Consider the following 17,087-nt stretch of genomic DNA (forward strand, 5'->3'; position numbering starts at 1 on the left):
CTCGAAAGTAACGGGCGCGGCTGGCCTCTTCGGGCTCTTGCGCGCTTGCTTGGACGCCAGTAGCGATCCAAGCGTCGAACCTAGACCCAATGCACGTGAAGACGCAATGGGTTACCGAGCCGGAAAACCAGCAACCCTTTGTGTGCACTGCACACTTTTCAAGCAACGGTCAAAAATGACCTTACGGTAACTTACGAGAGGAATGGTACAGCAGGGTGGGGTCGAACCACCGGCCTCCGGCTCCACAAACCGGCGCTCTAACCAGCTGAGCTACTGCTGCACATGGCCAGCGTGCACATTATGCACGGGCGAGAGCGGCTGTGTAGTCCGATCATGCACTGAATGCAAGATGATCTGTTGGTCCATGCAATGCAAAAACCCGGCTTGCGGAAATGATCCACAAACCGGGTTTTCAAAACGTCAGACGAGGCACCTACACAGGGAACTTATGGCCCGGCCTGACAAAGCAAGAAGCGATTAAGCAGCTTTGAAAGCTTCCATGGATTTGGCCATGGCATCTTTGACTGGCTTGGAAGCTTCTTCGGTCATTTTCGTCACTTTGGCCTGCATGTCTTTGGCTTGCGCAGTCGAAGCGTCGAAGCGCTCGCGAGCAAAGGCGGTTTGCAGTTCAACAGCTTCAGACACGCTTTTGACAGCCATGAAGTCTTTCATGAAAGCAAAGCCAGCATCGATGTTGGCTTTGGCGGCGTCCATTGTTGCAGTCGACAGGTCGAGCGTGTTGGCACGCGCGGTTTCGAACGACTCTTCCAGAACGTCAGTTGCTTCTTCAGCAGCAGCTTTCACTTTGGCGTAGTTTTCGCGTGCTTGAGCAACGCCTTTTTCAGCCATATCGCGGAAAGCTTCCGGCACGTCGCCGGTTGTCATTGGGAACAGCTCGGTCACATTGTTTTCGATGGTTTCCATCACTTCAGCGACTTGAGCTTGGGCAGTCTTTGCAGCAGCAGGTTTCTTTGCAGTGGCCATGGGTCACATCCTTTCGGCTCTTCACAAGGGTGGACCGCACTGTTGGGTCCTCAACGCGCCGGGCATTGAATTGTTTCCAGCGTTGAAGGGTATATAGCATCGAGTTTTGTGCATTGCAATATTTCTTTTGCATCGCACAAAAAAGGGCGCCGAGGCGCCCTTTGGACTGGGTGATGGAGCAGGCTGGCCCTGTTATGGCTTCATGCTATCGGCAGCGTCTTTCGCGACGGCCGTCATCTTGTCACCCATGTCTTTGGTCTGACGCGACATGGCTTCCATTTGCTGACGCATATACGTCGACTGAAGCTCGACCAACTCCTGAGCGTCTTTCGCACGGACCATTTTCTGGGCCAGATCGAAGGCACTGCTCACCTGATCTTCAGCAAAAGCCATCGCGTCTTTTTGCAAGTCTGCGCCAGTGGCTTGGGCGTTGGAAGCGCCCTCTTCCATCTTGCCGACAGCTGATTGGGCATTGTCCATGAAAGTGTCGAACGCTTTGCGGGCTTGCGCGACGCTTTGGTCGGCGAAATCACGCATGGCTTCGGGGACTTCAAGTTTTGGGGGCGTGGTCATGGCTGGCTCCGTTTTCGGCCTATCCTTGAAAGGGTCCGTCTGTTGTAACCAATCTGATCCCTCACCGCATCCCCGCAGAAGTGCTAACGCTTGGCGATTTGGTTGGGACATTGGGCGCGTTTACCTTGTTTGGGATCGTTTTCCCGCGATGACGAAGGTGCGTGGACAGCAGGCGGACTTCACCATTATGAATAAAGTGTAAAAATTGGCCCTTTGCCCAACAGGTGAAATCCAGGTTCCATGAGCCCGACCAACCCGGCCCTCAGTGAGCTTCGCGCCCAAGCTGCGCAGCTTGTCGACCCGCATGACACACGCCCAGCCTGGGTGTGGGCCGGTGACGGGGCGAGCCTCTTGTGGGCCAACGACGCTGGTTTGGCATCACTGGAGCTGACCGAATTGGACGACCAACAGGTCGCGCCGTCGGCGCCTGCGACACGATCACTTCAAGCTGTCGCTCGAACGCAGGTTGGCCTATCCGGGCGTGGGCGGATCGAAATCTTGCGGGTTAACGCCGGTGGGCATCAAGAGACGTTGGTTGCGACCTGTCGCCCGGTGATGCTGGGTGAGACAGTCGCTGTCCTTGCTCTTGGTAATGCAAGTCGCCCGCGCACGGCACCGGTTACAGAAACAGCGGCCGATGATGTTGTGGCTGGCGAGGCATCATCATCGGAGGCGCTGACAACTTCCGATGAAGACGATCTGCGCGCGACACAAGATGATGCACCAGACTTCACATTGGACATTTCAAGTCCAAGCTTCGATGCAACACCTGCACTTTTGCCTGTGGAAACCACCACACAAATGCCAGCGCCTTCTTTGGATGCGCCGAGCACCCCCAACGTAGCCCAGACTGATCAACCAAGTGATGATCAACAAAGCGATGATCACGCCCCAGGGTTTGTTTTTAACCCCCGGTCGCGACCCCACCGCTTCTCCTTCATGGTCGGAACCTCAGGGCGCATCGAGGGTCTTTCCAGCGGTTTGGAGGATGCAGTTGGCGCCCAAAGCGCCCTTCGCGATGGCGAGGTGGCAAGTGAAGCCCTACTAGCACGCCTTGGTGATCTGCCCGCCGCTATTTTTCACGGTGTGGATGAGCGCCGCCGGTTCAGCGAGCATGAGGTGATGTGGCCGGTGAGCGATCATGATTTGGTCGTGCCTGTCCGTCTTTCAGCATTCGATGAGGATGATGGCGCGCTGCGCGTTTTTGGCACTGCGCTCACGGGAAAAGCGATCGAGCTGTCTAAGGCCAGTGACGCCGAGACTGCGCCGGCGGCAGCAGCAGAGTATGAGGCAACAGCTCCTGTTGCAGCACTTGATGCTGCTCCATTGGACGAGAACGCTGCCAATGCGGCGGGTCTCTTCACGCGCGAGCCGGCACCACAAGCTGAAACCGCACCGATGGCCGTAGCAGCCCAAGTTCCAGGTGGCGCCACCGTCGCCGCAGCAGCCTCGGCAATGGCCGCTGGTATCGCTGGTGGCTTGGCGCGTCCGCTGAACCCATCAGCTTCAGCATCTGAGCAACCCGTACATGCGTTGGATGATAGGCTGGAAGCCGATGAGGCGGCCATTGCTGGTCTGTGGAGCGGAACGCCAAGTCCATCAAACGCCTCACCAACGCCGATCGTGGCACTTGATGACGCGTTGGAGCAGTCTGAGGCAGAGACCGCCGGTCTTTGGGCATCAGAGCCAGTATCAGCACCGCAGCCCGATCAAACCGCAGCCGATGTGTTCGCGCCTTCGGAGCCTGAGGGACACGAACCGGAAGACTTCCCGGCTGAAACGGTAAGCGCCATGAAAGCTGTGGCAGCCGGTGTCGCTGCGGGATTGGCTGGTGGTGTGGCCGGTGGTGTTGTCAGCGAGTCTCAGGATGACGAGACCGACGCCGAACACATGAGCGAACCGGCCAGCCAGGAAACGCCGTTAGAAGCCAATGACGAGCCGTCCACGCCAACCACACGTTCAGAGCCATCGGCGGATGAGGATGACCTCAGCCGCCCTGAACACCTGACATTCCAAGAGATCGCCCGCCGTTTGGGAGCTCGCATCACTGGGCGCGACAGCGAGGATGATGGTCCGAAGGCGCTTGATGAGTCAGAGGCAAGCTCCTCTGGTCCATCGCGAGCCGGTGACATTGTTCACTTGGCCAGGGGTGATGATGACATCGCTGCTCTCAATGATGGCAATGGTGAAACCGACGCATCTTCGCGGGAGACCAGTGCACAGGTTCTTCCTTTCACGCGTAGCGAACCCAACGCCGAGCGCATGGTGCTCGACCGACTGCCGCTCGGCATCATCATCTACTCTGACGAAGCTGTTTTGTACGCCAATCGCGCTGCCCTTGATCTTGCTGGCCTGAGCAGCCTTCAAGCCTTGAAAGCCATGGATGGCATCGAAGCGCTTTTTGCTGAAGGCATGACCAACGCCGATAACGGCGCGATGACGCTGCTTCAACCCAACGGCACGCCCGTTCCTGTGACAGGGCGCTTGCAAAGCGTGCAATGGGAGGGGCAGGCAGCTGCTTTGATGTCGCTGCGTGAGCACACGCCCGCCGACAGTGAAGCACAGGAAGCCTCGCAAGATGCGTCTTTGCTGGCGGCAGGCGCTGCCAGTGTTGCAGACGAAGTGATCCCAGGGGCGAACGCCAGCAATGGCGCGCTGCCTTTGGTGCGCGCCCGTATTGGTGAGTTGGAAGCGATCATTGATCTGGCCAGCGACGGCGTGGTGACGTTGGATGGCGACGGCGAAATCAAAGACCTAAACCAAGCTGCACAAGCGCTGGTGGGCTATGCTGCTGATGATTTGATTGGCCAACCCTTCCGCCTGCTCTTTCCAGAAGATAGCCGTCAAACCGCGCTGGACTATCTTGATGACATGGCGAGCCAGGGACGCTTGTCGCTGTTTAATGAAGGCCGCGAGTTGGAATGCATCACATCGCAAGGCGGCTTGGTGCCGGTGTTTATGACACTTGGCCGTCTGACGGACGATGAGCCGGCGGTTTACTGTACTGTGTTGCGCGATCTTTCACCTTTCAAACAAGCGGAAACCGATCTGGTGGAAGCGCGCAAAGCTGCCGAAGAGGCCAGCGCACACAAATCCGACTTTTTGGCACGCGTTAGCCATGAGATTCGCACACCGCTCAATGCGGTGATCGGCTTCTCCGAAGTCATGTTGGAAGAACGCTTCGGCCCTGTGGGGTCTGAACGCTACCGCCAATATCTGCGCGACATTCACACCTCTGGCGAGCACCTGATGAGCTTGCTGAATGATCTGCTTGATCTTTCAAAGATCGAAGCGGGCAAGATGGAACTATCGTTTGGCGAGGTGGACCTCAACGATGTGGTGCAGCAGTGCCTTGCCATCATGCAGCCACAGGCCAATCAGGGTCGCATTATTGTGCGCACATCCTTGCCGCTGAGCTTGCCCAAAGTGGTGGCGGACATTCGCTCGGTGCGCCAAGTGGTGCTCAACCTCATGTCCAACGCCATCAAGTTCACCGATCCAGGCGGGCAAATCATCGTGTCCACGCTTTACGAACCCTCCGGTGAAGTTAGCCTACGTGTCCGTGACACCGGTCGCGGGATGGATGCGGCTGATGTGGAACTGGCGCTTGAGCCGTTCCGTCAAGTACCGACGACGCTGAACCAGGTGATCACCGGAACGGGCCTTGGCCTACCGCTCACCAAAGCGCTGGTTGAAGCCAACCGCGCACAGTTTGGACTGGAGTCAACGCCGGGCGAAGGCACATTGGCGATGATGACCTTTCCCTCTCAACGGGTTCTGGCCGAGTAGCTTTCTAGAGCTACATTTCAAGCAAGAATCCATGCCGCGTTCGCACCAACGTTGGCCATTGCTTCGCCATAGACCGGCTGAATGTCAGTTACATCAGGTTGAAGCCCTCAACCGAACCTCCTTTTATTTATAACAATTCCAATGTGATAGCCGTGTTTTTTGGGATGTAGTTTAGACTGCTTCAAAACTAAATGCGACAAAGTCGCATAATCTTGCGTTTTTTCTGAAGTTTATATTGACCCGCAACTTTAACCGCGCTTAGCGTTCGCGTGCGGTCTTCGAGACCAGACCCTTCCCTACAGATAGGCGCGCCTCTGTTGCGCCCGACCCGGAGAAAAGAATGACGAACCGAACGCTTCGCCTTGCAACCCGTACAAGCATTGCTGCGCTCACCGCGCTGGCAGTGTCGGTGCCCTTCGCTGTCGCACCGGCCTTTGCAGATGGCGAGTTGAACCTTTACTCCTCACGCCACTACGACACCGATGAACGTCTCTACAGCGACTTTGAAGAGATGACCGGCATCACCATCAACCGTATTGAAGCCAGCGCAGACGAACTGATCCAGCGTATGGATTCAGAAGGTGCCAACAGCCCTGCTGACATTCTCATGACTGTCGATGCAGGCCGCCTCTACCGTGCTGATGAGCTCGGCCTTTTCCAGCCCTATGAGTCGGATACGCTCGAAGCACGCGTACCGTCTTACCTTCAGCACCCAGACGGCCACTGGTATGGCTTCTCTCAGCGTGCCCGCGTGATCTTCTACGACACAAACGACGTCGAAAACCCACCAGCAACCTACCAAGACCTCGCCGACCCTCAGTATGAAGGCATGGTGTGCGCTCGCTCTTCAGGCAACATCTACATGCTGTCTCTGATGGCAGGTCTGATCGAGCATCTGGGCGAAGAAGCTGCCGAAGAGTGGGCAACCGCTTTCTATGGCAACATGGCTCGCGAACCGGAAGGTAATGACACCGCACAGATCCGCGCGCTGGTGTCTGGTGAATGCGATATCGTGGTCGGCAACACCTACTATTTCGGCCGTATTCTGCGCCGCCTGGCTGAAGGCAATCCCGTTGAGGGCTTTGAAGACCAAGAAACGGTTGATCAGATCGGTTGGGTGTTCCCGAACCAGGAAGATATTGGCACGCACGTCAACATCTCTGGTGCTGGTATCGCAGCCAACGCTCCGAACCCTGAGAACGCTGCTTTGTTCCTGGAGTATCTCGCATCTGACCAAGCCCAAGAGTACTTCTCAGCTGGTAACGATGAGTACCCAGCTGTGATGGGCACCGCACTGAGCCCGTCAGTGGCAAGCCTTGGTCTCTTCCGCCAAGACACACAGAACCTGTCCGTGCTCGGTGAAAACCAAGCGCTGGCGCAGGAGATCTACAACCGTGTTGGCTATCCTTAAGCCTTAACGAGCTTGCTGGCGGGGTACTCGCAAGACCGCTTGTCCGGGCGGAAATCAGCGACCAAGAACCCTGTACTTTCCTCGCATGGGGCCCCCGATCCCCCATCCGATCCCAAGGGTCCCCCGCCATCAAGAGCGGCCAGCACCAAGGTGCTGGCCGTTTTTTTTCGCTTTATGCGCTCACGCTTCCCCCACAGATTTGCCCCTCGATTTTGCCGATACGGTGGAGCCAAGGCCACTGCCGCACTAATATGTGCCCGATTCGTCACCTTTTATAGGTGACTATATTGACACGTGACTAAAAAGGCACTTAATGGCGGACGTGGATGCGATCTTTAAAGCCTTGAGCGACGACACCCGTCGTTTGCTTCTTGACGAACTGCACCGCAGCGACGGGCAAACGCTCGGCGCTTTGGAAGCAGCAATGGCACGCCATGTTTCAATGACCCGCTTTGGGATCATGAAGCATTTGAAGGTTTTGGAGGACGCATCCCTGGTGGTGACCCGCAAGTCGGGCCGTTTCAAACACCACTATCTCAACGTGGTGCCGCTCCAGGAGGTCATGGACCGGTGGATGGAGCCGCTGCTTATGAAGCCTGCCGCCCGAGGGATGTTGGCCCTGAAGGCGCAATTGGAGAGGGACACCGCCATGTCTGATGGAACATCTGAAGAGAAACCTGACTTTGTGATGAGCACCTACATCCACACAACGCAGGATGCGTTGTGGGATGCGCTCACCGATGCTGGGTCCAATCAAGCCTATAACTTCTTGCCTGGAAGCTGTGTGCGTGAAGGCAATCAGCTCATCTACCGCATGCCTGACGATGCTTTGATGCTCATATGCACCGAAACACACTTGGAACCCAAAACGCGGATCGACAGCACGTTTGAGCCACATTGGCGGGGACCTGATGAAACCATGGCAACCTCTCGATTTGTCTACTTGATCGAGCCGCAACAGGCTTTCTGCAAGCTGACCCTGGAGCACTACAATCTGCCCGATGATCAGAGTGATGTGGCCGACGGGTGGAATCGCACGCTGGCGGGAACTCAAAACCTGGCTGGAAACTGGCAAAACGGTCCGCTACTCCGATTTGACGGGAGACACAGCATGAGCGTTGAACTGACAATGCTGCTGGCAGCAACCTTGTTGGTTGCAAGCCTTTGGATCCCCTACATTGTTGGGGTGAACATGCACCCCATCGCCGGTGCTGATCCCTTTGCGAGACCGCCAGACCACACTCAGTTCCCCGACTGGGTGCAGCGCGCCAACCGCGCTCACCTCAACCTGGTGGAGCAGTATGTTCCTTTTGCCGGTGTCATTCTGATCGCCCATATGTTGGGCATCACCAGCCTTGCCATCCAAATGTCAGCTGTTGCCTTTGTTGGCTTGCGCCTTGCCCACGCCATCGGAATGATCATGGGCTGGGCACGGATGCCGTTGCGACCGGTGCTTTTCACATCAGGATATATCGCGATCTTGGTGATCTGCGTAGAGATCGTCCGTCTATCCTTCTGACTGACCACTGGGGTCAGCCAGGCATCTGATCCATCACTTTGGAGTCATCTCTCAGCCGCCGGATTTGGCGGCTGATGAGAAACACTGGGATCAACCCAACAGCAACGATCACAAGCGACGGCGTGGCCGCTTCGGACAACCGCTCGTCAGATGCCAGCCGAAAAGCTTGTGTCGCCAGCGTCTCAAAGTTGAAGGGCCGCAGGATGAGCGTTGCAGGCAGTTCCTTCATCACATCGACAAACACAATCAGCGCGCCGGTCAGGATACCCCCCTTCAGCAGGGGGGCATGAATGCTGGTGAAGACGCGCGCCTTGCGCGCACCAAGAACACGAGCGGCATCGTCCATGCGCGGCGTAATACGTTCATACGCGCTTTCCACGGGGGCCAGTGCAACGGCCAGAAACCGCACTGTGTAAGCAAACAGAAGTCCGATGATGGTTCCGGTTAAAAGCAAACCGGTCGAGACGCCAAAGCGCTCGCGCATGAAAGCATCCAGCGTGTTGTCGAAACCTGCCATTGGGATGAGGATACCGACCGCGATGATAGAGCCAGGGATCGCATAGCCCATGGCTGCGAAGCGCGTGACGAACGACAGGATTGGCGCTTTGGCCAATCGGTGGACACTTGGAAGGGCTATTGCAACCGCAACGGTGATCAGCGCGGCAAGACCGGCCAGCAGAAAAGAGTTGCGGATGAAGCCGAGATAGCGCGCACCGAACAGCGCATGGCCATCATCCAGCATCAGTTCGATGAGCAGAACGATAGGCAGAAGAAAACCAATGGTCAGCGGGAGCGCACAGAAAACCACCGCGCCGACACCGCGCCACCCCTTCAAGACAAATCGCTGAATAGGCAGAGTGGCGCGCGCGCTTTGATAGCGCGCCTTGCCGCGCTGAAGCCGCTCAATCCAAATCAATACAAAAACAAAGGTCAGCAAGGCACCGGCTAGCTGAGCTGCCGCCACACGATCGCCCATCGAGAACCAAGACCGATAAATGCCAGTGGTGAAGGTCGGCACAGCGAAATGGGCAACGGTGCCATAGTCGGCCAACGTTTCCATCAAGGCCAATGCCACGCCAATGACAATCGCTGGCCGTGCCATGGGCAGGGCGATCCGCACGAACGCCTGCCAAGGCGAATGGCCGAGGACACGGGCGGCTTCAAATGCTGAGACCGACTGCGTCAAGAAAGCCGTGCGGGCGAGCAAATACACATATGGATAGAGAACAAAGGTGAACATCACCGCCGCGCCTTCTAAGGACCTGACGCGCGGGAACCAATAGTCGCGCGGCCCCCAACCCGTGACGTCGCGCAGCAGTGTTTGGACGGCACCTGGGTGAGAGAGGAACTCAGTGTATGCGTAGCCCATAACATAGGCAGGCACTGCGAGCGGTAGAATGAGAAGCCACTCAAAAGCGCGCCGTCCTGGGAACTGACAGGCCGTGACAAGCCACGCCGTACCCGTACCGATCACCGCCACCCCAACTCCTACGAACAAGGCGAGCAGCGCTGAGTTCAGAGTGTAGCGAGGCAGAACTGTTTGGGCCAAACCTGCCAGTGTCGATCCTGCATTGGGCTGCAGGAAAGAGAGCACGATCACGATCAATGGAATAGCCAGCAGGCCAGTGGCCAGCGTCACGGCGAGCGCAAGGCGCGGGTTCTCACCAAGCAGACGCGCACCTTTGCTACCGCGCTGCGGTGCGCGGTCGCTATCCATGTCATCGATATGCGAGGAAGAGGCCAAACCATCCATCCAAAAGCAGAAACGACCATGCCGCCCTGCGGTCCATAGTCAGGCAGAGATGTACCGAACGGGATGAACGGCGCAAGCGAAATGTTGCTGACCAACGGCAACATTTCGCGACCGGTTGGCAGATGATTTGGCAACGGCCCGCCCAGATGCTTGGTTTTGCATGCCAAGCATGGCATTGCGCATGGGTGGTTTTGCCACGCCGCAGTGTCGCCGCGATTTGCCAAGAAAGCAGCTTTCATGATCCGCCGCATTCTTATTGGATTTGCCGTCCTGGCTTTAGGCCTAGGCGCTTTGGTCTTGGCGCTCCCCTCCTTGATGTCATCCCAGATGGTGCGTGAGCAGGTTGCCAGTCAAATCTCTGAGTTGACCGGACGAGCGGTGACTCTGCGCGGCGACCAAGCCTTACAGGTGTTCCCCAACCTTTCGGTGGAACTCTCCGATGTCGTGATCGAGGGCGACCTGCCCGGTACAGAGAATGCGCTGATCGTCACCGAAACACTGCGCGGTGCCGTGCGACCCGTTGCACTGCTCTTTGGGCGTATTGAGCTTTCTTCCTTTGAAATGACACGCCCAACAATCCGGTTTTTGCGCAATGATGATGGGCAATCCAACTGGCAGTTGGAAGGCAGCAATCTTGTCACCGCTTTGGAGCCCAACAGGGTCGCTGGTGCCGGCCTTCAGCTCGGCCAGTTTCGCATCACAGACGGTACGTTACAGCTGATCGATGAGATGCGCGGGATCGATGAGACAATCTCTGGCGCCAACCTGTCGCTCAGCTGGCCGACCAGTTCTACCCGGGCCGAAATCAACGGATCGGCCATTTGGCGCGGCGAAGTCGTGGAGATTGGGGCATCGCTCGATCAACCCGCAGCACTGGCGCAACCTGGTTCGACCAGCGGCGTTGTGTTGTCGATCCAAGGCGCACCGCTGCGTTTACAGTTTGATGGCACCCTGTCGCCTGGCGCTGCCGGAGAAAGTGGGCTTCCCTGGCAAGCGAGCGGGTCACTGGCGCTCTCCACACCGTCTTTGCGGCGAGCGGCCAACTGGTTGGGCGCCAACGTTGGACCAGGCTCAACGTTCGGAGCGTTTCGTCTTGATGCAGACATGAACTTGGTAGGCCTTTCGGTAGACCTTACCGAGGCTGCACTCAGCCTTGACGGCAATGACGCAGAAGGAGTTTTGACACTCGATTTGGATGGATACGGCGACTCGCTGGCGGATGTCATCCGACCTTCCATTCAGGGAACGCTCGATTTTGATCGGCTGGACCTTACCGCCTATCTCGACACGGTTCGCCCCACCACAACAGCCGAAGCGCCGGGCGATTGGCGCTTTATGCCTGTACCGAACGTGTTTGCCAGTGGGGTCAACATCGATGTTCGCTTTGCGACCCGTGAGGTGCTGACGTCACGCATGATCTTGGGCGAGACAGCCGGTTCCGTTCTGCTTTCTGAGGATCAGATGGTGCTTGGTATCGCCGAAAGCATTGCCTATGGCGGTGCAGTGCGTGGCAGTCTGTCGCTCGCTCAGGCAGATGATGCATTCGCCGCATCGCTTGATCTCTCGGCGGACAATCTGGAGCTGACACCCTTGCTTGCCGCCGTCCAAGATGAACCTCGGCTGGCAGGCGCCCTCACCTTCCAAGCCATGACATCGGGCGAAGGGCAGACTGTTGCGCAGTTGCTGGAAACACTGACCGGTGATGCTCGTTTTGAGGTGGCCAATGCCGTTATCAATGGCATCGACCTCAACACTTTGGCAGAGAGCTTTGCCGATGGAAGCTTTGACTTTTCTTCGTTCGCATTTGGTGGCCAAACGGCGTTGGAAACCTTTTCCGCGAACGTGTCGGCTCGCGATGGCTACCTTCAAGCCCGTGATGTGACCATGACGGCCGAGCGCGTGAGCGCGACATTGGGTGGACAAAGTGAGATCGCCAATCGAACACTGACCCTTTCAGGCGCGACAGCGATCACCAGCAGTGATGAAACACTGGTTGTGCCATTTGATGTGCGCGGCACATGGACTGCGCCGCTGATCCTGCCCGATCTGCGCGCACTGGATCGTTAGTTGGCTTCTTGCCCTGCACGCATCATGCGATGTTTGGAGGCAAGTGATGCCGTGATGATACCAAGCGCGACCAGTGCAATCAGGATCGTACAGATCGCGTTGATCTCAGGCGTTACACCCAGCCTGATCTGTGAGTAAATCTTGATCGGTAGAGTGGTCGCACCCGGCCCTGTTGCGAAGCTCGCAATCACCAAATCATCAAGCGACAGCGTGAAGGCCAGCATCCACCCGGCCAGAACCGCCGGTAGGATGACAGGCAAGGTGATGAGAAAGAAGCTTTTGCCTGGTGGGCAGCCAAGATCTTGGGCGGCCTCTTCCAAACTTTCATCAAAGGTAATGAGCCGCGACTGAACGACAACTGCAACGTAGCACATGGAAAAGGTGATGTGCGCGATCACCACCGTCCAGAACCCGCGGGCAAAGCCCATGGCGACAAACAGCAAAAGGAGCGAAAGCCCGGTGATCACTTCCGGCATCACCAAAGGCGCGTAGATCATGCCATTGAAAAGCGTGCGGCCTTTGAATCTGCCCAGTCGCACGAGCACGATCGCAGCCATAGTGCCAAAGATGGTGGCGATGGTGGCTGAAACAAAGGCCACGCGTGCTGTCACCCAGGCAGCGTCCATCAGCCCTTCATTCTGGAACAACTCGCCATACCAGCGGGTGGAGAATCCACCCCATACGGTGACAAGACGCGACTCGTTGAACGAGTAGATGATGAGAATCAGGATCGGCAGATAGAGAAACGCAAAGCCGAACGTCAGCGAGGTCACATTAAACCAAGACATCTTGCGGTTCATGCTCTGCCCTCCGCCTTGGCGGCTTGAAGGCAAAGATAGTCCCACACCACTGTCGCAGCGATAAGTGATGTCGTCTCAGCATGGTCAAAGGGCGGCGAGACTTCCACCACATCCATGCCAATAAAGTTCACCGGCAAGAGGCGACGCATGATGGCCCTCACTTGCCAACTGTGGAGGCCGCCCATCTCCGGCGTGCCCGTTCCAGGCGCAAAAGCAGGATCAAGTGCATCCACATCGAACGTCAGATAGGCGGGATCGTTGCCAACCACTTTGAGGATGGTCTTTGCCACCTCAGACGTCCCCATCTCATGAACATCTTCAGCGGACAAAATGGTCATGCCGGTGTCGCGTGCTGCCTGCAAAAGGCTGGCGCCCATGGGCGCGCGAATGCCGATCTGAATGATACGGTTGGAATCGATCAGACCCTCTGCGAGGGCATGATAGAACGGTGTACCGTGGGCTAGGTGCTGCCCAAAATTGTCTTCCCAGGTGTCAGTGTGCGCATCGAACTGAACCAGTCCAAGCGGCCCGTGCTTTCTCGCAGCGGCGCGTAGCAGCGGCAGCGCAATCGAATGATCTCCACCAAGCGTGCACAGATGTTTAAGGCCTGTCGCCTGTTGCTCAATCATTGCATGGCTTTGAGCGATATCCCCGATGCGCACATCGAAGTTACCGAGATCTGAGATATCAAGGGTCTTTGGATCAACGCCCAGTTCGGGATGGGCGCCATCGATGAGCATACGTGAGATGGCCCGGATGGCGTTTGGCCCCTCGCGCGTTCCCGCCCTGTTGGTCGTGGCCCAATCCATTGGAGCACCTGCAACCACGAAATCTGCGTCCCGGTTGCCCATGGGTGCGTCGATGAAAGAGAGCCCGCTGCCAAAGGTTGGGAGGTCGGCAGGTGGTTGGTAACCGCTCATCGCGCGGCCTCCTGTTGCTTCTGCTGAAAGTGCTGAAAGGCCACAATGGGCACGATCAGCACCAGAAGCAGGATCACGGCGACAGCCGACGACACAGGCCAATCGCGGTTAGAGAAGAACTCTGCCCAAAGCGTGCGACCAATCATCAGCGTGTCGGAGCCGCCCAGAAGATCGGGGATCACGAACTCGCCAACGGCTGGGATAAAGACCAGAAAGCACCCTGCTATGATGCCAGGAATGGCTAGCGGAACAGTAACAACCCAGAAGGCTTTGAGCGGCGGGCAGCCAAGGTCTTGCGCCGCTTCAAGCAGAGACCCGTCCATGCGTTCCAGCGCGGCGTAGAGCGGCAGCACCATGAACGGTAGGTAGGAATAGACAATGCCAATATAGACAGCGGTGTTGGTGCTGAGAATGCGCAGCTGTTCATCACCGTCGATCAACCCTAGAGTTTGCGCCACCAGTGTTAGCAGCCCTTCTGGCTTCAAGATGCCGATCCAAGCGTACACGCGGATCAGAAAGCTGGTCCAGAACGGCAAGATGATCAGCATCAGCAAGATAGGTCGCGCACCGTGCGGCGCCCGCGCCATGCCGTAGGCGATTGGAAAGCCAATAAGCAGCGTCAGAACCGTTGAGACAGCCGCGATCCAGAGACTGGATTTGTACGCATTGATGTAAAGCGGATCACCGGCGAGCCAGGTGTAATTGTCTATCGAGAGGCGCTGCAGGTCCTGCCAGAAGGCGTCCAGCCCTTCTGCCAGATCAAACACCGGCAGGTAAGGCGGCATTGCGATGGCGACTTCGGAAAAGGAAATCCGAAGCACGATGGCAAACGGGGCGAGAAAGAAGACAAGCAGCCAGAGATAGGGGATTGCAATAACAAAGAACCGCCCCCAATTGCGGCCTGCTGAGCCCTGCCCGACACTCATTGGGTGAGCACCACGCCTGCGCTCTTGTCCCAGGATAGCCAAACCTTGTCGTTCCAGGCGATGGGTCGCTCCACCAACCGCGTGGTGTTGGCGATGGTTGCGCGTATCACGGGCACGTTGGGATCGGATGGTTCGCCTTCGCAAATCTCATCGGAGAGGCGCACATGAAAGATCGACACATCGCCCAGATAGCCGATGTCCCAGACCCGACCAGAAACCTTGGCCACGCCCTCAGCATCGTTCGGTTCATCAAGCGCAATGCGCAGCTTCTCAGGCCGGATGGCCAGGGCGGCTGGCCCGGAAACAAGCCCCTCCCCTTCGATGGCCACGTCATCGTCCAGATCGGAGCCCGAAAAGGTCGCGCCCTCTAAGTGGGTGCTGACCGTGCCTTCTAAGATGTTGATATCGCCAATGAAGCCAGCGACGTAACGCGAACGCGGCTCTTCATAAATCTGCGACGGCGGGGCGATCTGCTCGAACTCTCCAAGGTTCATCACCGCAATCCGGTCGGCCACCGTCATAGCCTCTTCCTGATCATGGGTGACGATGAGGAAGGTCATGCCGAGCTTCTCTTGAAGATCCATCAGTTCAAACTGGGTTTCCTCACGCAGCTTTTTGTCGAGCGCACCCAAAGGTTCGTCAAGCAGCAACACTTTGGGTCGCTTGGCGAGTGAACGCGCCAAAGCAACACGCTGTCGCTGACCGCCGGAAAGTTGATCAGGCTTGCGTTTGGTAAAAGGTTCAAGCTTCACCAGCGCCAACATCTCATCGACCCGCGCAGTGATTTCTGCTTTGGGCAAGCCATCCTGTTTCAAGCCGAAGGCAATGTTGTCGGCCACATTCATGTGCGGGAACAGGGCGTAGGACTGGAACATCATGTTCACAGGGCGCTTGTGCGGTGGGACGGCGGAGATATCTTCGCCGTCAAGAAGAATGCGCCCCTCGGTCGGCGCCTCAAACCCCGCGAGCATGCGCATCAGTGTGGTCTTACCGCAGCCAGACGGTCCAAGCAGCGCAAAAAACTCGCGCTCATAGATATCCAAGGAAACATCATCGATGGCGGTGAAATCACCAAACCGCTTGGTGATGTGTTCAAAGCGAATGAGAGGCTCCGCCAGCGGGTCGTCCCAGGGCGCGAAATCGCGCCGCACCGGCCCCATTGTTTTGGCCATCGCTTCATCCCCCATGTGACAAAAGCCCCGCCGTCCAGAAGGACAGCGGGGCTTTCGGTGTTACTGGCCGGTTTTGACCGTGGTCCAGCTGCGGGTCACGATGCGCTGTGTGCGCGGATCGTAGGCTGGCAGGGTGTAAAGGCTGGCCGTGGTTCCCTCATCGGGATAGATCGCCGGATCCTCCAAAATCTCTTCCAGAACGAACTCTTGGCTCGCCAGGTTGCCATTGGCGTAAAACACATAGTTCGTGGCTGCGGCGATTGGTTCGGGCTGAAGGATGAAGTTCAAGAACTGATGGGCCGCTTCAGGGTTTGGCGCGTCAGCAGGAATGGCCATCTGGTCGAACCACATCAACGCGCCTTCGCGCGGGATGGTGTAGTCAACATTCACGCCGTTTTCTGCCTCAGCCGCCCGGTCGCGGGCGATCAGCATGTCGCCTGACCAACCGATGGCGACGCAAATGTCACCGTTGGCGAGCGCGTTGATGTTTTCTGAATTGTGGAAGCGCTGCACCGTGTCGCGCAGACTGACCATCAGCTCGGTCGCTTCTCCGATCTGATCCGGATCGCGGGAGTTCTGGATCATAGCCCAGATAGTTCAGCGCTGCGGGGATCATCTCGGTGGGTGCGTCAAGCCAGTAAATTCCGCAGTCCTGCAACTGACCGGCGATTTCAGGATCGAACACCAGGTCCCACGTATCATAGGCGAAGTCTTCGCCGAGGCGCTCGGCCACCATGTCGACATTCAAGCCAATGCCGGTGGTGCCCCACATATAATTGATCGAATAGGTGTTGTCGGGATCGTAGACTTCCAAACGCTCGGCGATGGCCGGCCAGACATTGCCAAGGTTGGACAGTTCATCCTTGTTGAGCGGCTGAAAAACCCCGGCTTGAATCTGCCGCGAGAGAAAATCTGCGGTTGGCACCACAATGTCGTAGCCGCTTTGACCGGCCAAGAGGCGTGTTTCGAGCACCTCATTGGAGTCAAAAACATCGTAGGTGACATCAATGCCAGTTTCACTTTCGAACTGCTGGATGATGCTTTCATCAATGTAGTCTGACCAGTTGAGAATGCGCAGTTCTTCGGCCTGCACAGCCCCCACCGTGGAAACAACAAGAGCGCCCGTCAGCGCGGTGAAAAGGAATGGATTACGGCGCATGGTGGATGCGTCTC

Annotated in this window: 11 protein-coding genes, 1 tRNA gene and 1 pseudogene; 4 read left to right on the forward strand and 9 right to left on the reverse strand. The window is 57.2% G+C overall.

The features are described from left to right. Positions 1 to 203: 203 nt before the first annotated feature. The 3 genes from ABWH92_RS00910 to ABWH92_RS00920 form a co-directional block, all read right to left on the reverse strand. Positions 204 to 280: transfer RNA gene (locus ABWH92_RS00910), tRNA-His, on the reverse strand. A 197-nt stretch (positions 281 to 477) separates the two neighbouring features. Further along, positions 478 to 984, reverse strand: a complete 507-nt coding sequence (locus tag ABWH92_RS00915) for a phasin (RefSeq protein ID WP_375571295.1) — start codon at positions 982 to 984, stop codon at positions 478 to 480. A gap of 192 nt (positions 985 to 1,176) precedes the next feature. Then, positions 1,177 to 1,557, reverse strand: a complete 381-nt coding sequence (locus tag ABWH92_RS00920; protein ID WP_375571297.1) for a phasin family protein — start codon at positions 1,555 to 1,557, stop codon at positions 1,177 to 1,179. Between the two features lie 240 nt (positions 1,558 to 1,797). Here ABWH92_RS00920 and ABWH92_RS00925 point away from each other — a divergent pair, with 240 nt between their 5' ends. The 3 genes from ABWH92_RS00925 (at position 1,798) to ABWH92_RS00935 (ending at position 8,276) form a co-directional block, all read left to right on the forward strand. Further along, the gene (locus tag ABWH92_RS00925) at positions 1,798 to 5,346 is read left to right on the forward strand and encodes a PAS domain-containing sensor histidine kinase (protein ID WP_375571299.1); all 3,549 of its coding nucleotides are present in this window, start codon (positions 1,798 to 1,800) and stop codon (positions 5,344 to 5,346) included. Positions 5,347 to 5,686: 340 nt separating this feature from the next. Then, positions 5,687 to 6,757, forward strand: a complete 1,071-nt coding sequence (locus ABWH92_RS00930; protein WP_375571301.1) for an extracellular solute-binding protein — start codon at positions 5,687 to 5,689, stop codon at positions 6,755 to 6,757. Between the two features lie 313 nt (positions 6,758 to 7,070). Further along, a complete protein-coding gene (locus ABWH92_RS00935) occupies positions 7,071 to 8,276 on the forward strand; it encodes an MAPEG family protein (RefSeq protein WP_375571303.1) in 1,206 nt (401 codons plus the stop codon). Positions 8,277 to 8,289: 13 nt separating this feature from the next. Here ABWH92_RS00935 and ABWH92_RS00940 read toward each other — a convergent pair whose 3' ends face one another. Further along, positions 8,290 to 10,020, reverse strand: a complete 1,731-nt coding sequence (locus ABWH92_RS00940) for an ABC transporter permease (protein ID WP_375571305.1) — start codon at positions 10,018 to 10,020, stop codon at positions 8,290 to 8,292. Positions 10,021 to 10,266: 246 nt separating this feature from the next. On the opposite strand from ABWH92_RS00940, the gene ABWH92_RS00945 reads away from it, so the two are divergent. After that, a complete protein-coding gene (locus ABWH92_RS00945; protein WP_375571307.1) occupies positions 10,267 to 12,096 on the forward strand; it encodes an AsmA family protein in 1,830 nt (609 codons plus the stop codon). Here ABWH92_RS00945 and ABWH92_RS00950 read toward each other — a convergent pair. The 5 genes and pseudogenes from ABWH92_RS00950 to ABWH92_RS00970 form a co-directional block, all read right to left on the reverse strand. Further along, on the reverse strand, positions 12,093 to 12,896 hold the full coding sequence (locus tag ABWH92_RS00950; RefSeq protein WP_375571309.1) for an ABC transporter permease: 804 nt from the start codon (positions 12,894 to 12,896) through the stop codon (positions 12,093 to 12,095). The genes ABWH92_RS00945 and ABWH92_RS00950 overlap by 4 nt on opposite strands. Continuing rightward, positions 12,893 to 13,816 (reverse strand): agmatinase, encoded by a 924-nt coding sequence (gene speB / locus ABWH92_RS00955; RefSeq protein WP_375571311.1) that lies wholly within the window; start codon positions 13,814 to 13,816, stop codon positions 12,893 to 12,895. Before speB ends, ABWH92_RS00950 begins: the two co-directional genes overlap by 4 nt. Next, the gene (locus ABWH92_RS00960; protein ID WP_375571313.1) at positions 13,813 to 14,742 is read right to left on the reverse strand and encodes an ABC transporter permease subunit; all 930 of its coding nucleotides are present in this window, start codon (positions 14,740 to 14,742) and stop codon (positions 13,813 to 13,815) included. Before ABWH92_RS00960 ends, speB begins: the two co-directional genes overlap by 4 nt. Beyond that, complete coding sequence (locus tag ABWH92_RS00965) at positions 14,739 to 15,914, reverse strand: ABC transporter ATP-binding protein (RefSeq protein WP_375571315.1); 1,176 nt, start codon at positions 15,912 to 15,914, stop codon at positions 14,739 to 14,741. Before ABWH92_RS00965 ends, ABWH92_RS00960 begins: the two co-directional genes overlap by 4 nt. A gap of 60 nt (positions 15,915 to 15,974) precedes the next feature. Next, positions 15,975 to 17,073: pseudogene (locus ABWH92_RS00970) on the reverse strand (polyamine ABC transporter substrate-binding protein). Positions 17,074 to 17,087 lie beyond the last annotated feature (14 nt).

Origin of the sequence: Ahrensia marina (genome assembly GCF_042140245.1) — a bacterium.
Classification (GTDB): Bacteria; Pseudomonadota; Alphaproteobacteria; order Rhizobiales; family MH13; genus MH13.